The sequence below is a fragment of the Aurantivibrio infirmus genome (assembly GCF_054767315.1).
On the sequence record NZ_BAAFSK010000005.1, the window covers coordinates 31,240 to 45,021 of the forward strand.

General features: G+C 44.5%; 14 protein-coding genes. 9 read left to right on the forward strand and 5 right to left on the reverse strand.

Annotated features, from left to right (window positions below; translation table 11 throughout):
- Positions 1-93 precede the first annotated feature (93 nt).
- A complete protein-coding gene (locus ACYUCY_RS11870) occupies positions 94-1,383 on the forward strand; it encodes a tetratricopeptide repeat protein (protein WP_460226716.1) in 1,290 nt (429 codons plus the stop codon).
- A gap of 49 nt (positions 1,384-1,432) precedes the next feature.
- The gene (locus tag ACYUCY_RS11875) at positions 1,433-2,563 is read left to right on the forward strand and encodes a HupE/UreJ family protein (RefSeq protein WP_460226717.1); all 1,131 of its coding nucleotides are present in this window, start codon (positions 1,433-1,435) and stop codon (positions 2,561-2,563) included.
- A gap of 190 nt (positions 2,564-2,753) precedes the next feature.
- Here the strand turns inward: ACYUCY_RS11875 and ACYUCY_RS11880 are convergent, their stop codons facing one another.
- Positions 2,754-4,466 carry a redoxin domain-containing protein gene (locus ACYUCY_RS11880; RefSeq protein ID WP_460226718.1) on the reverse strand — a complete coding sequence of 571 codons (1,713 nt, stop codon included), beginning with the start codon at positions 4,464-4,466 and terminating at the stop codon, positions 2,754-2,756.
- Positions 4,467-4,680: 214 nt separating this feature from the next.
- On the opposite strand from ACYUCY_RS11880, the gene ACYUCY_RS11885 reads away from it, so the two are divergent.
- Both ACYUCY_RS11885 and ACYUCY_RS11890 read left to right on the forward strand, forming a co-directional pair.
- The gene (locus ACYUCY_RS11885; RefSeq protein WP_460226719.1) at positions 4,681-5,118 is read left to right on the forward strand and encodes a GNAT family acetyltransferase; all 438 of its coding nucleotides are present in this window, start codon (positions 4,681-4,683) and stop codon (positions 5,116-5,118) included.
- A gap of 65 nt (positions 5,119-5,183) precedes the next feature.
- Positions 5,184-5,516: an NGG1p interacting factor NIF3 gene (locus ACYUCY_RS11890; RefSeq protein ID WP_460226720.1), complete on the forward strand. Its 333-nt coding sequence runs from the start codon at positions 5,184-5,186 to the stop codon at positions 5,514-5,516.
- Between the two features lie 9 nt (positions 5,517-5,525).
- Here ACYUCY_RS11890 and ACYUCY_RS11895 read toward each other — a convergent pair whose 3' ends face one another.
- On the reverse strand, positions 5,526-6,083 hold the full coding sequence (locus ACYUCY_RS11895) for an NUDIX hydrolase (RefSeq protein WP_460226721.1): 558 nt from the start codon (positions 6,081-6,083) through the stop codon (positions 5,526-5,528).
- A 242-nt stretch (positions 6,084-6,325) separates the two neighbouring features.
- Positions 6,326-6,682 (reverse strand): DUF3135 domain-containing protein, encoded by a 357-nt coding sequence (locus ACYUCY_RS11900; RefSeq protein ID WP_460226722.1) that lies wholly within the window; start codon positions 6,680-6,682, stop codon positions 6,326-6,328.
- Between the two features lie 570 nt (positions 6,683-7,252).
- Between ACYUCY_RS11900 and ACYUCY_RS11905 the strand changes: the two genes are divergently transcribed.
- A complete protein-coding gene (locus ACYUCY_RS11905; protein WP_460226723.1) occupies positions 7,253-7,876 on the forward strand; it encodes a CoA pyrophosphatase in 624 nt (207 codons plus the stop codon).
- An 18-nt stretch (positions 7,877-7,894) separates the two neighbouring features.
- On the opposite strand, the gene ACYUCY_RS11910 is transcribed toward ACYUCY_RS11905, so the two are convergent.
- Positions 7,895-9,199 carry an HlyC/CorC family transporter gene (locus ACYUCY_RS11910; protein WP_460226724.1) on the reverse strand — a complete coding sequence of 435 codons (1,305 nt, stop codon included), beginning with the start codon at positions 9,197-9,199 and terminating at the stop codon, positions 7,895-7,897.
- A 20-nt stretch (positions 9,200-9,219) separates the two neighbouring features.
- The gene (locus ACYUCY_RS11915) at positions 9,220-10,110 is read right to left on the reverse strand and encodes a cytochrome C assembly family protein (RefSeq protein WP_460226725.1); all 891 of its coding nucleotides are present in this window, start codon (positions 10,108-10,110) and stop codon (positions 9,220-9,222) included.
- Positions 10,111-10,369: 259 nt separating this feature from the next.
- Between ACYUCY_RS11915 and ffh the strand changes: the two genes are divergently transcribed.
- The 4 genes from ffh to trmD all read left to right on the forward strand — a co-directional run bounded on the left by ffh (position 10,370) and on the right by trmD (position 13,669).
- Entirely contained in the window at positions 10,370-11,746 is a 1,377-nt protein-coding gene (ffh, locus tag ACYUCY_RS11920; RefSeq protein ID WP_460226726.1) for a signal recognition particle protein, read from the forward strand.
- A 273-nt stretch (positions 11,747-12,019) separates the two neighbouring features.
- Positions 12,020-12,277: a 30S ribosomal protein S16 gene (gene rpsP, locus ACYUCY_RS11925; protein ID WP_460227078.1), complete on the forward strand. Its 258-nt coding sequence runs from the start codon at positions 12,020-12,022 to the stop codon at positions 12,275-12,277.
- Positions 12,278-12,291: 14 nt separating this feature from the next.
- On the forward strand, positions 12,292-12,843 hold the full coding sequence (gene rimM / locus ACYUCY_RS11930) for a ribosome maturation factor RimM (protein ID WP_460226727.1): 552 nt from the start codon (positions 12,292-12,294) through the stop codon (positions 12,841-12,843).
- A 37-nt stretch (positions 12,844-12,880) separates the two neighbouring features.
- The gene (gene trmD, locus ACYUCY_RS11935; protein ID WP_460226728.1) at positions 12,881-13,669 is read left to right on the forward strand and encodes a tRNA (guanosine(37)-N1)-methyltransferase TrmD; all 789 of its coding nucleotides are present in this window, start codon (positions 12,881-12,883) and stop codon (positions 13,667-13,669) included.
- Positions 13,670-13,782: the final 113 nt, after the last annotated feature.

Sequence of the window (13,782 nt, forward strand, 5' to 3'; positions counted from 1 at the left end):
CTAAATGTAGTACGGTGAGTTTGCTAGGGTTTTTCCATTGGACGGGAAGGCCCTAGCTTTTTTTAGGAAGATGTAGTTGAGGTGATTCAGTCTATGGCCGTTAGAAAAAAAATATTGAAAGTTTTTCGAACCATTGGCGATGTAAAAGTTGCAGTGTTCGCGCGGAGCATTCTTGCAGTGTCACTGTGTTTGTTTTCGACGACCAAATTATTTGCGCTCGGCAATGCAATAAATCCAATTAACGCCGATCAAGTTATTACAGTGCTAGAGGTAGATAATATTTCACCTAAAATTTTCCAGCTAAAAGAGCGGCTCGAAATTACGCCTAATGATGAGGATAGCACTAGAGAATTAATCAACGAATATTTGCTGCTATCTAAAAAAACCGGCGATGAACGCTACTTGGGTTACGCGATGGCAATCGTTAATTACTGGCCTGAGCAAACGATGCCGGAAAGTATTCAGTTGTTACAGGCGAGAATTATTCAGCGTCAGCATCACTTCGAAGAAGCACTTCAGATTGTAAACCGAGTCTTGGAATTAAATCCTAGGTCAGGTGAGGCTTATCTATTGGCAGCGTATATCTATATGGCGCAGGGTGAGCTAGAGGCGGCAGTTAGATATTGTTCTCAGGCAACACGTTGGTTAGGTGCAAAGGAAGGACTCAATTGTAGTAGCCGGGTACAAGGTTTATCCGGACAAGGGGAAAAAGCTTTTCAAATATTGCGTGTTGTTTTAAATGAAGCAGCAGACATTGCTAATCCTGAGCAGACCGAAAGTTATTTAAATCTTGCCGAAATCGCGACGCGGCTTGGTAAAGAAAAAGATGCTGAAAAATATTTTCGTTTTGCAATCGACGTTTCAAATTCTCAATTTTCTACGCCAGACCCACAAGCTATATCTGGCCTCGCGGATTTATTGCTCTCGCAAAACAGATACCAGGAATGCATTGATTTCTTGCAGGCTTATGCGTCGTCGACTCAACTTCCGCTGATAAAAATACAAATTATGCTCGCGAAAGCTGCATTGGGACGGGAAGGTGAAATAGAGCGCGAGCAATTAGAAAATTATTTTGAGCTTGAACAGTTACGTAATGCGGATTATTCAAGCGGTGACCGGTCCAGTAGAGGCTATGCCAGTAGAGGCTATGCCAGTAGAGATTTTGCCCGCTATTTATTGGAGGTTGAAAATAATCCGGAGCAAGCATTTACAGTTGCTCTTGATAATTGGCAAACACAACGGGAGCCAGACGATTTATTGGTGCTTGTGAAATCTGCTCAAGCGGCAAATAAATACGATGACATTGCCGATGTGCTGGCATGGCGAAATGCTATCGGTCTAGAAGACCAAAGGCTCGATACAATTCTTTCAACGTTTAATTGATTAACGATTTATAGGGGTACGTTAGCGCAGCGCTAACCGGGTATTTGTTATGCGATATAAACAAATTTATGTGTATTTTTTGTTCGCCGTAATTGGAATGTTAAATTCATCTTTTTCTTACTCACATTCTGGAAGTACAAGTTATTTTGAGTTGGGAAGGCAAGAGCAAAACATTTTACGTGGCGATTGGTATGTGGCTCTGCAAGATCTTGAGCTAGTACTTGGTTTAGATATGAATCAAGATGGCAAAATTACCTGGGGTGAATTCCAAACTCGGCAATCGTTAGTTTCGTCGTATGCGAGTGCAAACATTAAGGCTTCTTCAGCAAGCGGTGCTTGCGATGTAGAAATCGGCCGCCCTGCCTTATCGCAACTGACGGATGCGGTTTATTCGCAGGTGCCATTGCAGATCCTTTGTTCCGAAGGCGAAGCAATTCGGTCGATGAGCTACAGCGCTTTATTTGCTGAAGATTTGTCCCATCGCGCCATCGTAAAGCTTAATCCCGGTTCGTCAAATGGCAATACTGGCGACGTGTTGGTTTATGTGATGTCTCCCGATAAGCAGTTGATCAATATTGATCAACACTATGCACAAGGAATCTCTTCGTCACTGGAAATGCTGCGACAAGGGGTGATCCATATTTTGGAAGGTTATGATCATCTATTGTTTTTGTTAGCGTTGCTGATTCCTTTGACTCTTGTAAAAGGAGTTTGGAAAACTGGAAAACGCGAAGTTATATTTAATCTTTGTAAAGTGATTACGGCATTTACTGTTGGACATTCCATTACTTTGGTCTTGGCGACTTTGTTTAATGTGCGCCCCTCTATCGCCATTGTAGAAACCTTGATTGCCGCATCTGTAATCCTCGCGGGCGTTAATATTCTATGGCCGTTATTTAGAGAATCGTCTTGGCGTGTCGCGATAGGTTTTGGGTTAATTCATGGCTTTGGTTTCGCCAGTGTCTTAAGCGAATTGGATCTTAACCCTTCCGCTCTAGTGGCTTCGTTATTCACATTTAATTTGGGCGTAGAGCTAGGACAATTACTGGTGGTTGTCTTGGTGACACCGCTTTTGATTTTGATGGCGATGAGGCGAACGACGATACTCTTAGCTAGATCTTGCGCGGCGATTGGTATCGTATCGATAGGTACCTTTTGGGTTATTGAGCGAGGGTTTTAATTTTTAGTTTTAGGTTTTAACGAGGCGTTTTAAGGTTTTGTTGTGAGGCAATCCTTATTCGAACGAGGGGACTCGAAACGGGCACTAGGAATTTCAACTGGTAAGAGTAATTCAAAAGTAAGGTGCGAACGCTCATAAAAAAAGGCCTCTGTTTTAGCAGAGGCCTTTCAGTTTAAACAGTTGTTCTAGCTTAGTTGGTTGGCTTCACTGAATGATAAGACCAATATCCAATAAACATTTCATCCCAACTTTGCAGACCAAAAGTTAATTCTTTACTTGGGTCAGGGTTTGCTGGGTTGTACTCAGAATTATCGAAAGCACCCGTTACGTGTACCTTTGTACCTTTAGGTAAAGTTACTGGTTTTTCCAATTCGTATGTTGGCTGCCAAGCGTAACTATAGTTAGGAACACTTAATAAGTCCGTCATTGTACCGTCAGGATATTCCGCAGTGAACTTCATGTCTTTACCGCGGAAGTGCATGTGTGCACGTAAGCCATGAACAACAACGTCTTCATTGAATGTGTACTGAGCGGCTGCTTTATGGTCTTTAGCATTCGGTGGGATCGTGAATTGACCCGATACAGAACGGTTGAAGTATTCATACTTGGGTGGCTCGTCATAAAAATACAAACCAAGCAGTGTTGCATCAGTCGCTGCTTTACCATTAGTGGTGTAATGGAATTGCATTGAAAGCTTGTGGCCTTTAGGAATGAATACGCCAACGTCTTTCGGGAATGTCATCGCGTCGACTTTCCCTGGCGCATAGCCTTCTAAGAAGCGACGTGCAATTGAGCGTGTATCACCTTCGCCACCTTCAAAGCCTTCAGCAGGCGCGGTAACGTAAGTTAAAAGGTGATGAAGAACGGCGGGATCACCGGGGATAAACTGAACCGCTTTCACCCACTTGTCTTCGTCGAAAGATAATTCAACATTTGCGTTGATGTAATCAACGACACCAGTCGCTGGCACTTCGTGAACTGGTGCTTTAACAACATAGTCGGGTTCGCCGAGCTGCCACGCGCGCATGTCAACGTGTTCAATACTTGCTAATGGGTCTGGACCTTTAATTTCGCTCGCAGGCGAGCCAGCGTCAATCCAATGCACAAGGGTTTGAAGTTCGAAATTAGAAATGTAACGCGCGTTGTTGAAATGACCAATGTGCGGATCTACCTGGGTAGGTGGCATACGCTTGGTCATCAACGTTTCGCGAATCATTGGAGACCAGCCTTTTAGCATTTCGTAGCTGTTCATTGCGAACGGGCCAATACCACCTTCGCGATGACAGTCGGCACAGTTCTTTTCAATGATAGGAGCGATTTCCATTTTGTAGTCTGGGACCATTTTTGCCTGTAAGGCTTTAGCTGGGAAGCTAAGGTCGCAACCTTCAACGGGCATTACCATAGTTTCTTCCGCTTTATTGCCCGCAGTAACATTGGTTAAACTCATCGTTACATGCTGGTGCAATGGACCTCGGTAGATGGTGGTAAGTTTGTTGGGATCGAGGATGATTAATTCACCTGCTTTGGAAATTTTTAAGGTTTCCGCAACAAGCTGTGATTCGTCGAGAAGAATCGGCAAGTCAATATTGTTGGCTTTAGCTGCAGTGCGAATCGTTTCAAGCTTGTCTTCGCTCGAAGAATTCATCAGTAGGAAGGCAACATCTTTGTCTTGCCATTGATCACGTAGATCGCTCAACAAGCCAACAGAGGTATTTGCTGAATCACAAGCAGTGGTGTGAGATAAAATGACCACGGCTTTTTTATCGCGATAGCGACTTAATTGGTGAAAGACGCCTTTGTGATCCAACAGCGCGAAATCACCAACTCGTTCCGGCTTCGCGAACACGTTCGCTGTTGCCAAACAAGTCAGTATCAAAACTGATAAACAAGATAAGATACGCATCACAGTACTCCAAAATACGGTTAGTGAGCCGTAGTTTAAGTGAAAATTCCTTTATAAGCTGTTAAGTATAGTCAAGGTTGGATAATGTTTTGTTCTTGAAACAACTAGTTACCTTAAAAACCTATAAATAGTTTTGATAACAAACCAAGGAAAAAAAACAAATCACTCTAAGAGTTTAACTAACGGTTATTGAACTAGGATCAACGGTTATTTTATGCAGGCAGTAATTCAGCTCGTCCAATTCGAAGAAAAATACAGGCAGAGTATAAAAGCGCTCTGGCAACGATGCGGCTTGACGGTTTCTTGGAATAATCCAGACCAAGATATTGACCGAAAAGTTCTAAATAACGCCGAAACATTTCTACTGGGTCTAATAGACGATCGCGTTATAGCCACGGTGATGTATGGTTACGATGGCCACCGCGGTTCCGTTTATTATTTGGGGGTCGATCCCGATTACCAAAGGCAAGGTTTTGCCAGGCAAATAATGCTGGAGGTTGAACGCCGAGTTCAGCTACTTGGCTGTCCGAAAATAAATCTTCTCGTCAGATCAAGTAACACCACAGTGTTAGATTTTTATAAAAACCTCGGTTATTCAGTTGATCCTGTCGTTAGTCTTGGGAAACGATTTGAACAAGACGAGCCATTTTAGAGATTACACGTGACGAGCCACCGTAATTATTTGGTAGCAAACGTTTTTAGTTGCAGGATTTTTCAATGTTTAAATTAAGTTTTTATGTTCCCGTCAGCCATGTAGACGCTGTGAAGGCCGCCCTGTTTGAAACTGGCGCCGGTCGTATAGGTGATTATGAGCACTGTTGTTGGCAGACCTTGGGGGAGGGTCAATTCAAACCGTTAAAAGGTAGCCAGCCTCATATTGGTGAGTTAGGCAAACTAGAAAAAGTGGCAGAATACAAAGTGGAGCTGGTATGTGATTCGTCAAATATTAAATCTGCTATTACCGCACTGCGGCGTTCGCACCCTTACGAAGAGCCCGCTTACGACATTGTTCAGCTAGTGGACCTTGATAAGGTCGAAGGCAAGCTGTAAACGAATTGATTAACTGGGCTTTGTGTTGCCTTTGGGGCGGTAAAGCAAATCTTCACTACGCAAAGGAAAGTGCTGATTTTTTCGATCGGAAAAATAGTGTTGCAAGGTTTTTTTAACAACCGGAAAGGCAAGCTCTTCCCAAGGGATTTGCTCTTCGCTGAATAAATCGACCTCTAAAGATTCGGCGCCCGCTGAATAATTTAAATTCGCTAGGTTGCCACGATAAAACATATAAACCTGATTGATGTACGGGAGGCTAAACAGCGTATATAGGCCATCAACAATAATTTCAGCGCGTGCTTCTTCCCAAGATTCTCTCAATGCGCCTTGTTCAGTTGTCTCGCCATTTTCCATAAATCCCGCGGGGAGAGTCCAAAAGCCTAAGCGTGGAGCGATCGCTCGTTTACACAATAAAACCTTATCTTCGAAGATAGGCAGGCACCCTGCAATTATCCGAGGGTTTTGATAATGAATGGTGTCGCAGCTATTGCATACATGACGTTTGCGATCATCGCCACTTGGGATACTTAGCTCGACGGAATCACCACAATTACTGCAAAACTTCATATTCATCGTCCATTTGTAGATCTTAAGCAATCCGTGAGTATGAAGGATTGCATACGCAGTACTAAAATTCGGGGGGCGATTATAATACGGAAATTTTCAAAAGCGCTAAGAAACGCGAGAAATGGACGAAGAAAAGACTGAGAGCGACAAGGAACACAGTCGGAATGGGTTGCGATCGTATGAGTTAAATCGAAAGCCCGGCGATAAACCGGACTGTTTAGAAATAGGAATGTCGCAGAGAATTAAGATTGAAACTTCAATATTTTAGCGGGCACGATAGCCTCTTTAACGGTGGTAGTGGTTTCGGCGCCCACTAATTTCAAGGATTTTTCCTCGATAACCCCGTTAAGCATGAAGCGCATTTCGCTAAACGACTCGTACATCATTTGAGATATTTTTATACAGGCAGCAAGTGGTGCAGGATGGAGTTGGCGTTGCGCATCAATCTGAAACTGTAAACCGCGTAATCTACGCTGAATTTTTTCAGGCGCATTGTCGATAATTTCGTTGACGTGTTGTTGTCGGAGCTGCTCCAATCCTTCCGGATCGTTCTCTGCCATATCTTTTAACACATCAAAACTAGGCAATTCTAATTGCATCAGTTTTGTTAAACCCCCGTTTACATTATAGGATCGATCATTAACTCCGGCCCCCGCTGAAGTTAACAATACTGCCGATTGCCCAGGCTCTATTTTTGAATTTGCTATTAATTGCTAATAGCGCTCACTACTTGGTCTTGACTCCGTTTTGCTTTGACATCGACATTTTTGTTGCGATAGCTGTGATGTCGAAAAACATACTATCAAAACACTTGGTGGAATGTGTAGGTAGCTATTTAGAACGAGTTGTTATATGTTCGTTTTCGACAATATCTGATGATGAGCCGAAAAAAAATAGCCATTAAAACAGCGGCTTAGAAAATTTTGACTGGAGTGGATTTTGCGTTTATCTGCGACTGAAAAGTCTATTCCTTTCACGCAAAGTTGAGATGGCTCAAAACACGCGATAATAAAATTCGCTGCAGTGTAAACATCACGATCAAGCGGTATTGAAAGAAATAAATTTATACTGTCAGAGTAAACTGAGCTGATAGTTTTTCATTAGATAAGCCAAAATAGACGATTGTTAATGACCACATTGTTTATTTAAAAGTTGAAAGAGTTTTTTGAATGATTGAGCACTTGCGAAATAACTTTGCAGTCGATCGAAACAGTATCGAAGAAGCGGGGGAATACAACGGAGAGGCGGCAGTCCTGGTGCCGGTCACTGACCACCCGACGAATCCGCAAATCATTTTGACGCGCCGAGCGGATCATTTGAATACTCATAGTGGCGAGGTTTCTTTTCCCGGCGGTAAGTGGGAAGAGGGAGATGATTCACTGATTGTCACAGCATTAAGAGAGTCTTGCGAAGAGGTAGCTTTACCACCAGATTTAGTCGAAGTTATCAATGTTCAACCTTCGGTGTATTCGCTGTGGGGGATAAAAGTCACACCATATATCGGAATCATTCCCAATGATTTGCCTTTGGTAGCAAATCCAGATGAACTTGATTCGGTGTTTAATGTTCCTGTCGAATTTTTCCTGCAGGATCAACGAACATCGACTGACGTTTACTTCAATCAGCAACGAGAATCATGGTCGCCGGTTTATCACTATGAGGGTTATAAAATTTGGGGATTGACGGCGAGAATTCTGGTGGAGTTTTTGAATGTCGCGTGGGGTGCCGGAATCAAAAGAGAGAACTCAGCGCCTGAAAAAGCGCGTAAACCACGCCCGACAACTTTTCGTTAAATTACTGCACCTAGCTTACTAGTGCTGTTCTTCTTCTTCGCTTACACTTTCTTCGCTAACAATTGCCTTTACTTTCGCAAGCTCAATCATTTTGTCGGATAAGGTCGCGGTTTCGAATCGATATTTTCCAATCTGGAAACTCGTGTTGCCATCAGGAATATTTTCTAAATATTCCATCATAATGCCATTCAATGTTTTTGGTCCGTCGATGGGTAAATCCCATTCCAAGCCGCGATTGATGTCGCGTATCGAGGTGCTGCCTTCAATTAAATAAGAATCGTCGCCAATGCTAACAATGTCTTGTGTGGTTTCTTCCGCGAGATTCGTGGTGAAGTCACCGACAATTTCTTCCAATAAATCTTCAAGCGTGACGATTCCCTGAACATCACCGTATTCATCGACAACGATGGCGATGCGGCGTTTTTGTCGCTGAAAATTCACTAATTGAGTATGAAGTTGGGTGCTAATGGGTACGAAATACGGATCGCGGGCAAAGCGTTTTATTGCGTCGTGCGTTACCTCTCCGTCATCGCCGTACATAAAACGAGATACATTTCGCAGATGCAACATACCGACGACATTGTTGATGTCGCCTTGGTAAACCGGCAAGCGAGTGTATTCACTTGCGCGAATTTTCTTAAGTAATTCTGGAATATCCTCATCGAGATCCAAGCCTTCAACTTCGTTGCGAGGAATCATAATGTCTTCGACCGTCGCTTTTTCTAGATCGAGAATGTTGAGTAGCATTTCTTGATGTTGATCGGGGATTAAGTCGCCTGCTTCATCGACCACGGTTCGTAATTCTTCAGGGCGTAAGTGCTCTTGGCCGTGATGATTTGATGGGTCGATGCCGATTAGTCGGGCGAGATAATTTGAAATGTGGTTGATTGTCCAAACGGCTGGATAAAGCAGCTTCAACAGAGGTTTGAGAATTAGGCTCGCTGGAAAGGCCACTTTTTCGGGATATAGAGCGGCGATGGTCTTAGGTGTGACCTCTGAAAAAATTAGAATGACCAGGGTAAGAAGGACTGTAGCGATAGCGATTCCAGCATCGCCGTATAGGCGCAACGCGATGACCGTGGCAATTGCAGAGGCCAAAATGTTCACCAGGTTGTTACCGATTAGAATCACGCCGATTAAACGGTCCGGACGCTTAAGTAGTTTGGTTGCGCGTATTGCGCCTTTGTTTTTCTTTTTTACCAAGTGTTTTAGGCGATAGCGATTCAAAGCCATCATCCCGGTTTCGGAGCTAGAGAAAAAAGCGGACAGAAATATCAGAAAGGCTAAAGTGGCAAACAGCCAGCCGAGCGGCGCATCGTTCAACGGGGGAGTAACCTGTATGACTAAATTGGATGAGTATCTTGCAATCTTGCCGGCAAATTAGCAACTTTTAATAATTGAGATTCCACAGTGTATGAGGTGCTCGCATTTGTTGCGTTTGAGTCTTGAGGCTCTTGGATGACCTCATAAACAAAGCGAGTCCCAAAATAAGCGACAAGTAAAGTGGCAAAGCCACCAATGGCCCAGCGCACAGCTTTATTCCCACGCCAACCTTGTTGGTGTCGACCCCAAAGTAATACGGCGTAAATCAACCAAGCGATAATTGAGATCACCAGTTTGTGAGCTAGCTTTTGCTCCATGAGATCCGTGGTAAAAACTAAGCCCGAAATGATCAATAGGGTAAGTAGAATTTCCCCTATCCATAACAATTCGAACAATAAAGATTCCATGGTTTGCAGTGGCGGGAGCAGCTTGATTAAGCCGGTTGCGTGCTTGTGTTTAAGTTGATGATCTTGGTAGGTCAACACAAGGGCTTGCAGCGTCGCTAAGATTAGGATGCCGTAAGCCAATACCGCTAATAAGATATGACTTGCCGCGCTCGCGTCGACTGGGGTGACGGGGCTGGTGCCCAACTCCGATAATAAAATCGCTAATGCTGACAGCGGGAACAAAAATACGAAGAGGCTATAGAGTTGTTTCTTTAAGCCACTCAACAAGACGAGAAGATTCACCACTAGAAAAATTAGGGTCGGTAGCTGAAACAGGCCGAAGTGAAATCCCTCATCGACAATAATTAAACCTTGAGCGCCCACGACATGAAAAACCATCGCGACAAGCGTGATCACGATTACATGTAGGTTTTTTGCGCTGCGCTGATTGGCGAAATTAATCACCAGGTAAGCACTTCCTAAGAGATAAATCGCTAACGCAAGATAGTTGAAGAGCGGTGCCATAATTAGTCTGCTAAAAGTCCGGTGTCTTTAATTGAGTTCGAGGTGATTTTGTCGCTCGTGTTTTAGTCTTTATTCCAGTGAAATACAGCAGCGGAAGAGTGTGTCATAAGGGCGCTGCAAATAGAAGAGATTGGCCATTTTCACGCGGACTTTTGATTTTGTTGGTAAGTGCTCCGCAAGGGCCATTTTTGTTCCGGGAGTGTTTCGGTATAATGGCCGGTTTACGAACTCAAGCTCATTGACTCACTGCGGACGCATTATGTTTGATAATTTATCTGAACGAATCTCCAAATCGCTAAAGACCGTTGTCGGCAAGGCGCGATTGTCGGACAAGAATATCCAAGACACCTTGCGAGAAGTCCGCAAAGCCTTACTGGAGGCGGATGTTGCTTTACCGGTGGTGAAAGCCTTTGTCGAGCAAGTCCGCAAACGTGCTTTGGGACATGAGGTCTCTCGCTCTCTTAGCCCTGGCCAGCAATTCCTAAAAATTGTTGAGTCGGAGTTGACTAGTGTAATGGGTGAGGCCAACGAGTCTCTTGATTTGGCGGTGAAGCCTCCTGCCGTTATCTTAATGGCCGGTTTGCAGGGCGCGGGTAAAACCACATCGGTCGCGAAGCTGGCGAGGTTTTTAAAAGATCGTGAAAAGAAGAATGTGCTGGTTGTTAGTGCTGACGTATACCGGCCAGCGGCTATTGAGCAGTTGCAAACTTTAGCGGCTGAGATAGAAGTTGATTGCTTCCCTAGTACCAGCGATCAAAAGCCTGTTGATATTGCTAATGCCGCAATTGATCACGCGAAAAAGCAATTTAAGGATGTTGTTATTGTCGATACTGCAGGTCGCTTACACATCGATGAAAACTTAATGTCGGAAATCCAGGCTCTCCATAAAGCCACCAACCCTGCGGAAACACTTTTCGTCATCGATGCGATGATCGGCCAAGACGCAGTTAATACGGCCAAAGCATTCAACGAAGCCCTGCCGCTAACCGGCGTTATTCTTACTAAAGCTGATGGCGACGCTCGCGGTGGTGCGGCCTTGTCCGTGCGCCACGTTACCGGTAAGCCGATTAAGTTTTTGGGGGTCGGGGAGAAGGTTGACGCTTTAGAGCCCTTTCATCCCGATCGCCTGGCGGGCCGAATTCTTGGTATGGGGGACATGCTTTCACTGATTGAAGAGGTGGAGCAAAAACTTGATAAGGCCAAGGCCGAAAAGCTGGTCTCTAAAGTTAAAAAAGGCCAGAAATTCGATCTTGAAGATTTGCGAGATCAGCTACAGCAAATGCAAAACATGGGTGGTATGGGTTCAATGTTGGAAAAATTACCCGGCATGGGTAACGTTTCTGAAATGATGGAACAAGCAAACGCCACTAGCCAATTCAAGAAAATGGAATCCGTCATTAACTCCATGACCCCTGGAGAGCGCAGTAATCCTGACATTCTCAATGGCTCTCGCAAGCGGCGTATCACTGAAGGTTCCGGTACTCAGCTTCAAGATCTCAATCGCTTGCTTAAGCAGCACAAGCAGATGGCGAAAATGATGAAGAAGATGAAAGGCGGTGGGATGGCAAAAATGATGCGAGGAATGGAAGGAATGATGGGCGGTGGCGGCGGTCTTCCTCCTGGATTTGGACGATAAGCGAACAAATCACCCCCTCAAAAAGCTAGTAAAATCCATGTCAGCCGGGCTATACATGCTTGGGTGATTCCCGTACAATGTCGCGCCTCCGAGAACCCGGATATTCATATTTGGGATTTCGGCTCAGTTTGTAGGCTGGTGTTTGATCGGTCTCATTCGGCAAGATTTCAGATGGCATTGATTATCTGTGCTCTATTACAAGCGCGATAATTTAGGTCAAAAATGTATCTATCGGCAGATGTCGATACTAAAGCAGACAGGAATAAGGTACCCATGGTAACTATTCGATTATCACGAGGCGGATCTAAAAAGCGCCCATTTTATCATTTGACGGTTTCTGATAGCCGCCGCGCGCGCGATAGCCGCTACATCGAGCGAGTTGGATTCTTTAATCCAGTTGCTCGTGGCAACGAAGAGCGTCTTCGTATTGATAATGAGCGTATTCAATATTGGGTTGGTCAAGGTGCTCAATTGTCTGAGCGCGTTGCTGGTCTGTTGAAAGCCGAAGCCAAAACAGAAGCTGCAGCGTAACGCTAGGTTCTCCCATGGTGATGCAAACGAGTGATCGCATCACGGTTGGAAGGGTTGGCGCCGTTTATGGCGTTCGTGGTTGGGTCAAGATTCATTCTTATACTTCTCCACCAGAAAAAATTTTAGATTATCAGCCTTGGCAGTTAAAGACTCGCCACGGCTTGAAAACAATGCCTTTGGCCGATAGTAAAATTCAGGGCAATAACATTGTTTGTCAGTTTGCGGGCTTCGACGATAGAGAAGACGCAAAGCAACTAACCAAAGTAGAAATAGTTGTTGAGTCGACTTGCTTCCCGAGTCTGGCTAAGGGCGAATACTACTGGCATCAATTGGAAGGCTTGCAGGTTGTCAGTCTTTTTGAGGGCAAAGAATATCCCTTCGGCAAAGTCGAAAGGATGTTAGAAACAGGCGCGAATGACGTATTGATTGTCAAAGGCGATCCCAGCGATGCTCAACACGCAATTGATGATAAAGAACGTTTGATCCCGTATTTGCCTGGTCAGTCTGTCATTGCGGTGGAGCTAGATAAACAGCAAATCGTTGTTGACTGGGATCCAGAGTTTTAAAGCTCAAGAGTTAACATTCGGGGGAGTGGTAAGCGATATGAACATCGCCATAATCAGCCTGTTCCCAGAGATGTTTAAAGCCATTACGGAATATGGCGTCACGAGTCGAGCCGTAAGCCGGCAAGTGATTGAGTTCAAGTATTTTAATCCTCGTGATTTTACTGAGGATAAGCATCAAACCGTCGATGCTCGCCCGTATGGGGGTGGCCCAGGCATGGTGATGTTGGTTGAGCCTTTGCGTTTGGCAGTAGCAGCCGCGAAAGCATGGCTTGATGAAAATGAACAAGGCGATAGCGACCTTGTAAAAAAAGAACCGATAAAAAGTGCAGCTGCAAAAGTAATTTATTTATCGCCACAAGGGCAGCAGTTTTCTCAGCGTGCTGCGCAAGATTTTGCAGAGCAAAAGAAACTAATTTTTATTGCTGGTCGTTACGAAGGTATCGACGAGCGAGCAATACAGTTGTTAGTTGATGAAGAATGGTCAATTGGCGATTACGTATTGAGTGGCGGCGAATTGCCCGCCATGGTGATTTTAGATGCAGTTGCCCGCTTGTTACCTGGTGTATTGGGCGACGAACAATCGGCGGAACAAGACTCCTTCGTTGAAGGTTTATTGGATTGCCCACATTACACCCGTCCTGAAGAGTATCGGGGTGAAAAAGTCCCAGCCGTTCTAATGTCTGGAGACCATGAAAAAATTCGTCAATGGCGCTTAGGGCAAGCACTTCGGCGTACGCAGATCCGGCGACCGGATTTGATGGTAAATCGAGTACTGAGTGACGAAGAGCTGCGTGCTTTACAAGTTCTAGAGGCGGCAGACGAGTAAACAGTTTGTATTAAATGTTATTGGCTTATCTTCCTTTCAATGATTGAAAGACTTATTGAAAGGTTTTGCCGATAAAATCAGTTGAATAAAAGCGTTAATAAAAAACGTTTTGT

Excerpts from the sequence above, each read along its gene's own strand:
- ACYUCY_RS11870 (WP_460226716.1), top strand. The coding sequence starts at position 94 with ATGGCCGTTAGAAAAAAAATATTGAAAGTTTTTCGAACCATTGGCGAT.
- ACYUCY_RS11875 (WP_460226717.1), top strand. The coding sequence starts at position 1,433 with ATGCGATATAAACAAATTTATGTGTATTTTTTGTTCGCCGTAATTGGA.
- ACYUCY_RS11880 (WP_460226718.1), bottom strand. The coding sequence starts at position 4,466 with ATGCGTATCTTATCTTGTTTATCAGTTTTGATACTGACTTGTTTGGCA.
- ACYUCY_RS11885 (WP_460226719.1), top strand. The coding sequence starts at position 4,681 with ATGCAGGCAGTAATTCAGCTCGTCCAATTCGAAGAAAAATACAGGCAG.
- ACYUCY_RS11890 (WP_460226720.1), top strand. The coding sequence starts at position 5,184 with ATGTTTAAATTAAGTTTTTATGTTCCCGTCAGCCATGTAGACGCTGTG.
- ACYUCY_RS11895 (WP_460226721.1), bottom strand. The coding sequence starts at position 6,083 with ATGAAGTTTTGCAGTAATTGTGGTGATTCCGTCGAGCTAAGTATCCCA.
- ACYUCY_RS11900 (WP_460226722.1), bottom strand. The coding sequence starts at position 6,682 with ATGCAATTAGAATTGCCTAGTTTTGATGTGTTAAAAGATATGGCAGAG.
- ACYUCY_RS11905 (WP_460226723.1), top strand. The coding sequence starts at position 7,253 with ATGATTGAGCACTTGCGAAATAACTTTGCAGTCGATCGAAACAGTATC.
- ACYUCY_RS11915 (WP_460226725.1), bottom strand. The coding sequence starts at position 10,110 with ATGGCACCGCTCTTCAACTATCTTGCGTTAGCGATTTATCTCTTAGGA.
- ffh (WP_460226726.1), top strand. The coding sequence starts at position 10,370 with ATGTTTGATAATTTATCTGAACGAATCTCCAAATCGCTAAAGACCGTT.
- rpsP (WP_460227078.1), top strand. The coding sequence starts at position 12,020 with ATGGTAACTATTCGATTATCACGAGGCGGATCTAAAAAGCGCCCATTT.
- rimM (WP_460226727.1), top strand. The coding sequence starts at position 12,292 with ATGGTGATGCAAACGAGTGATCGCATCACGGTTGGAAGGGTTGGCGCC.
- trmD (WP_460226728.1), top strand. The coding sequence starts at position 12,881 with ATGAACATCGCCATAATCAGCCTGTTCCCAGAGATGTTTAAAGCCATT.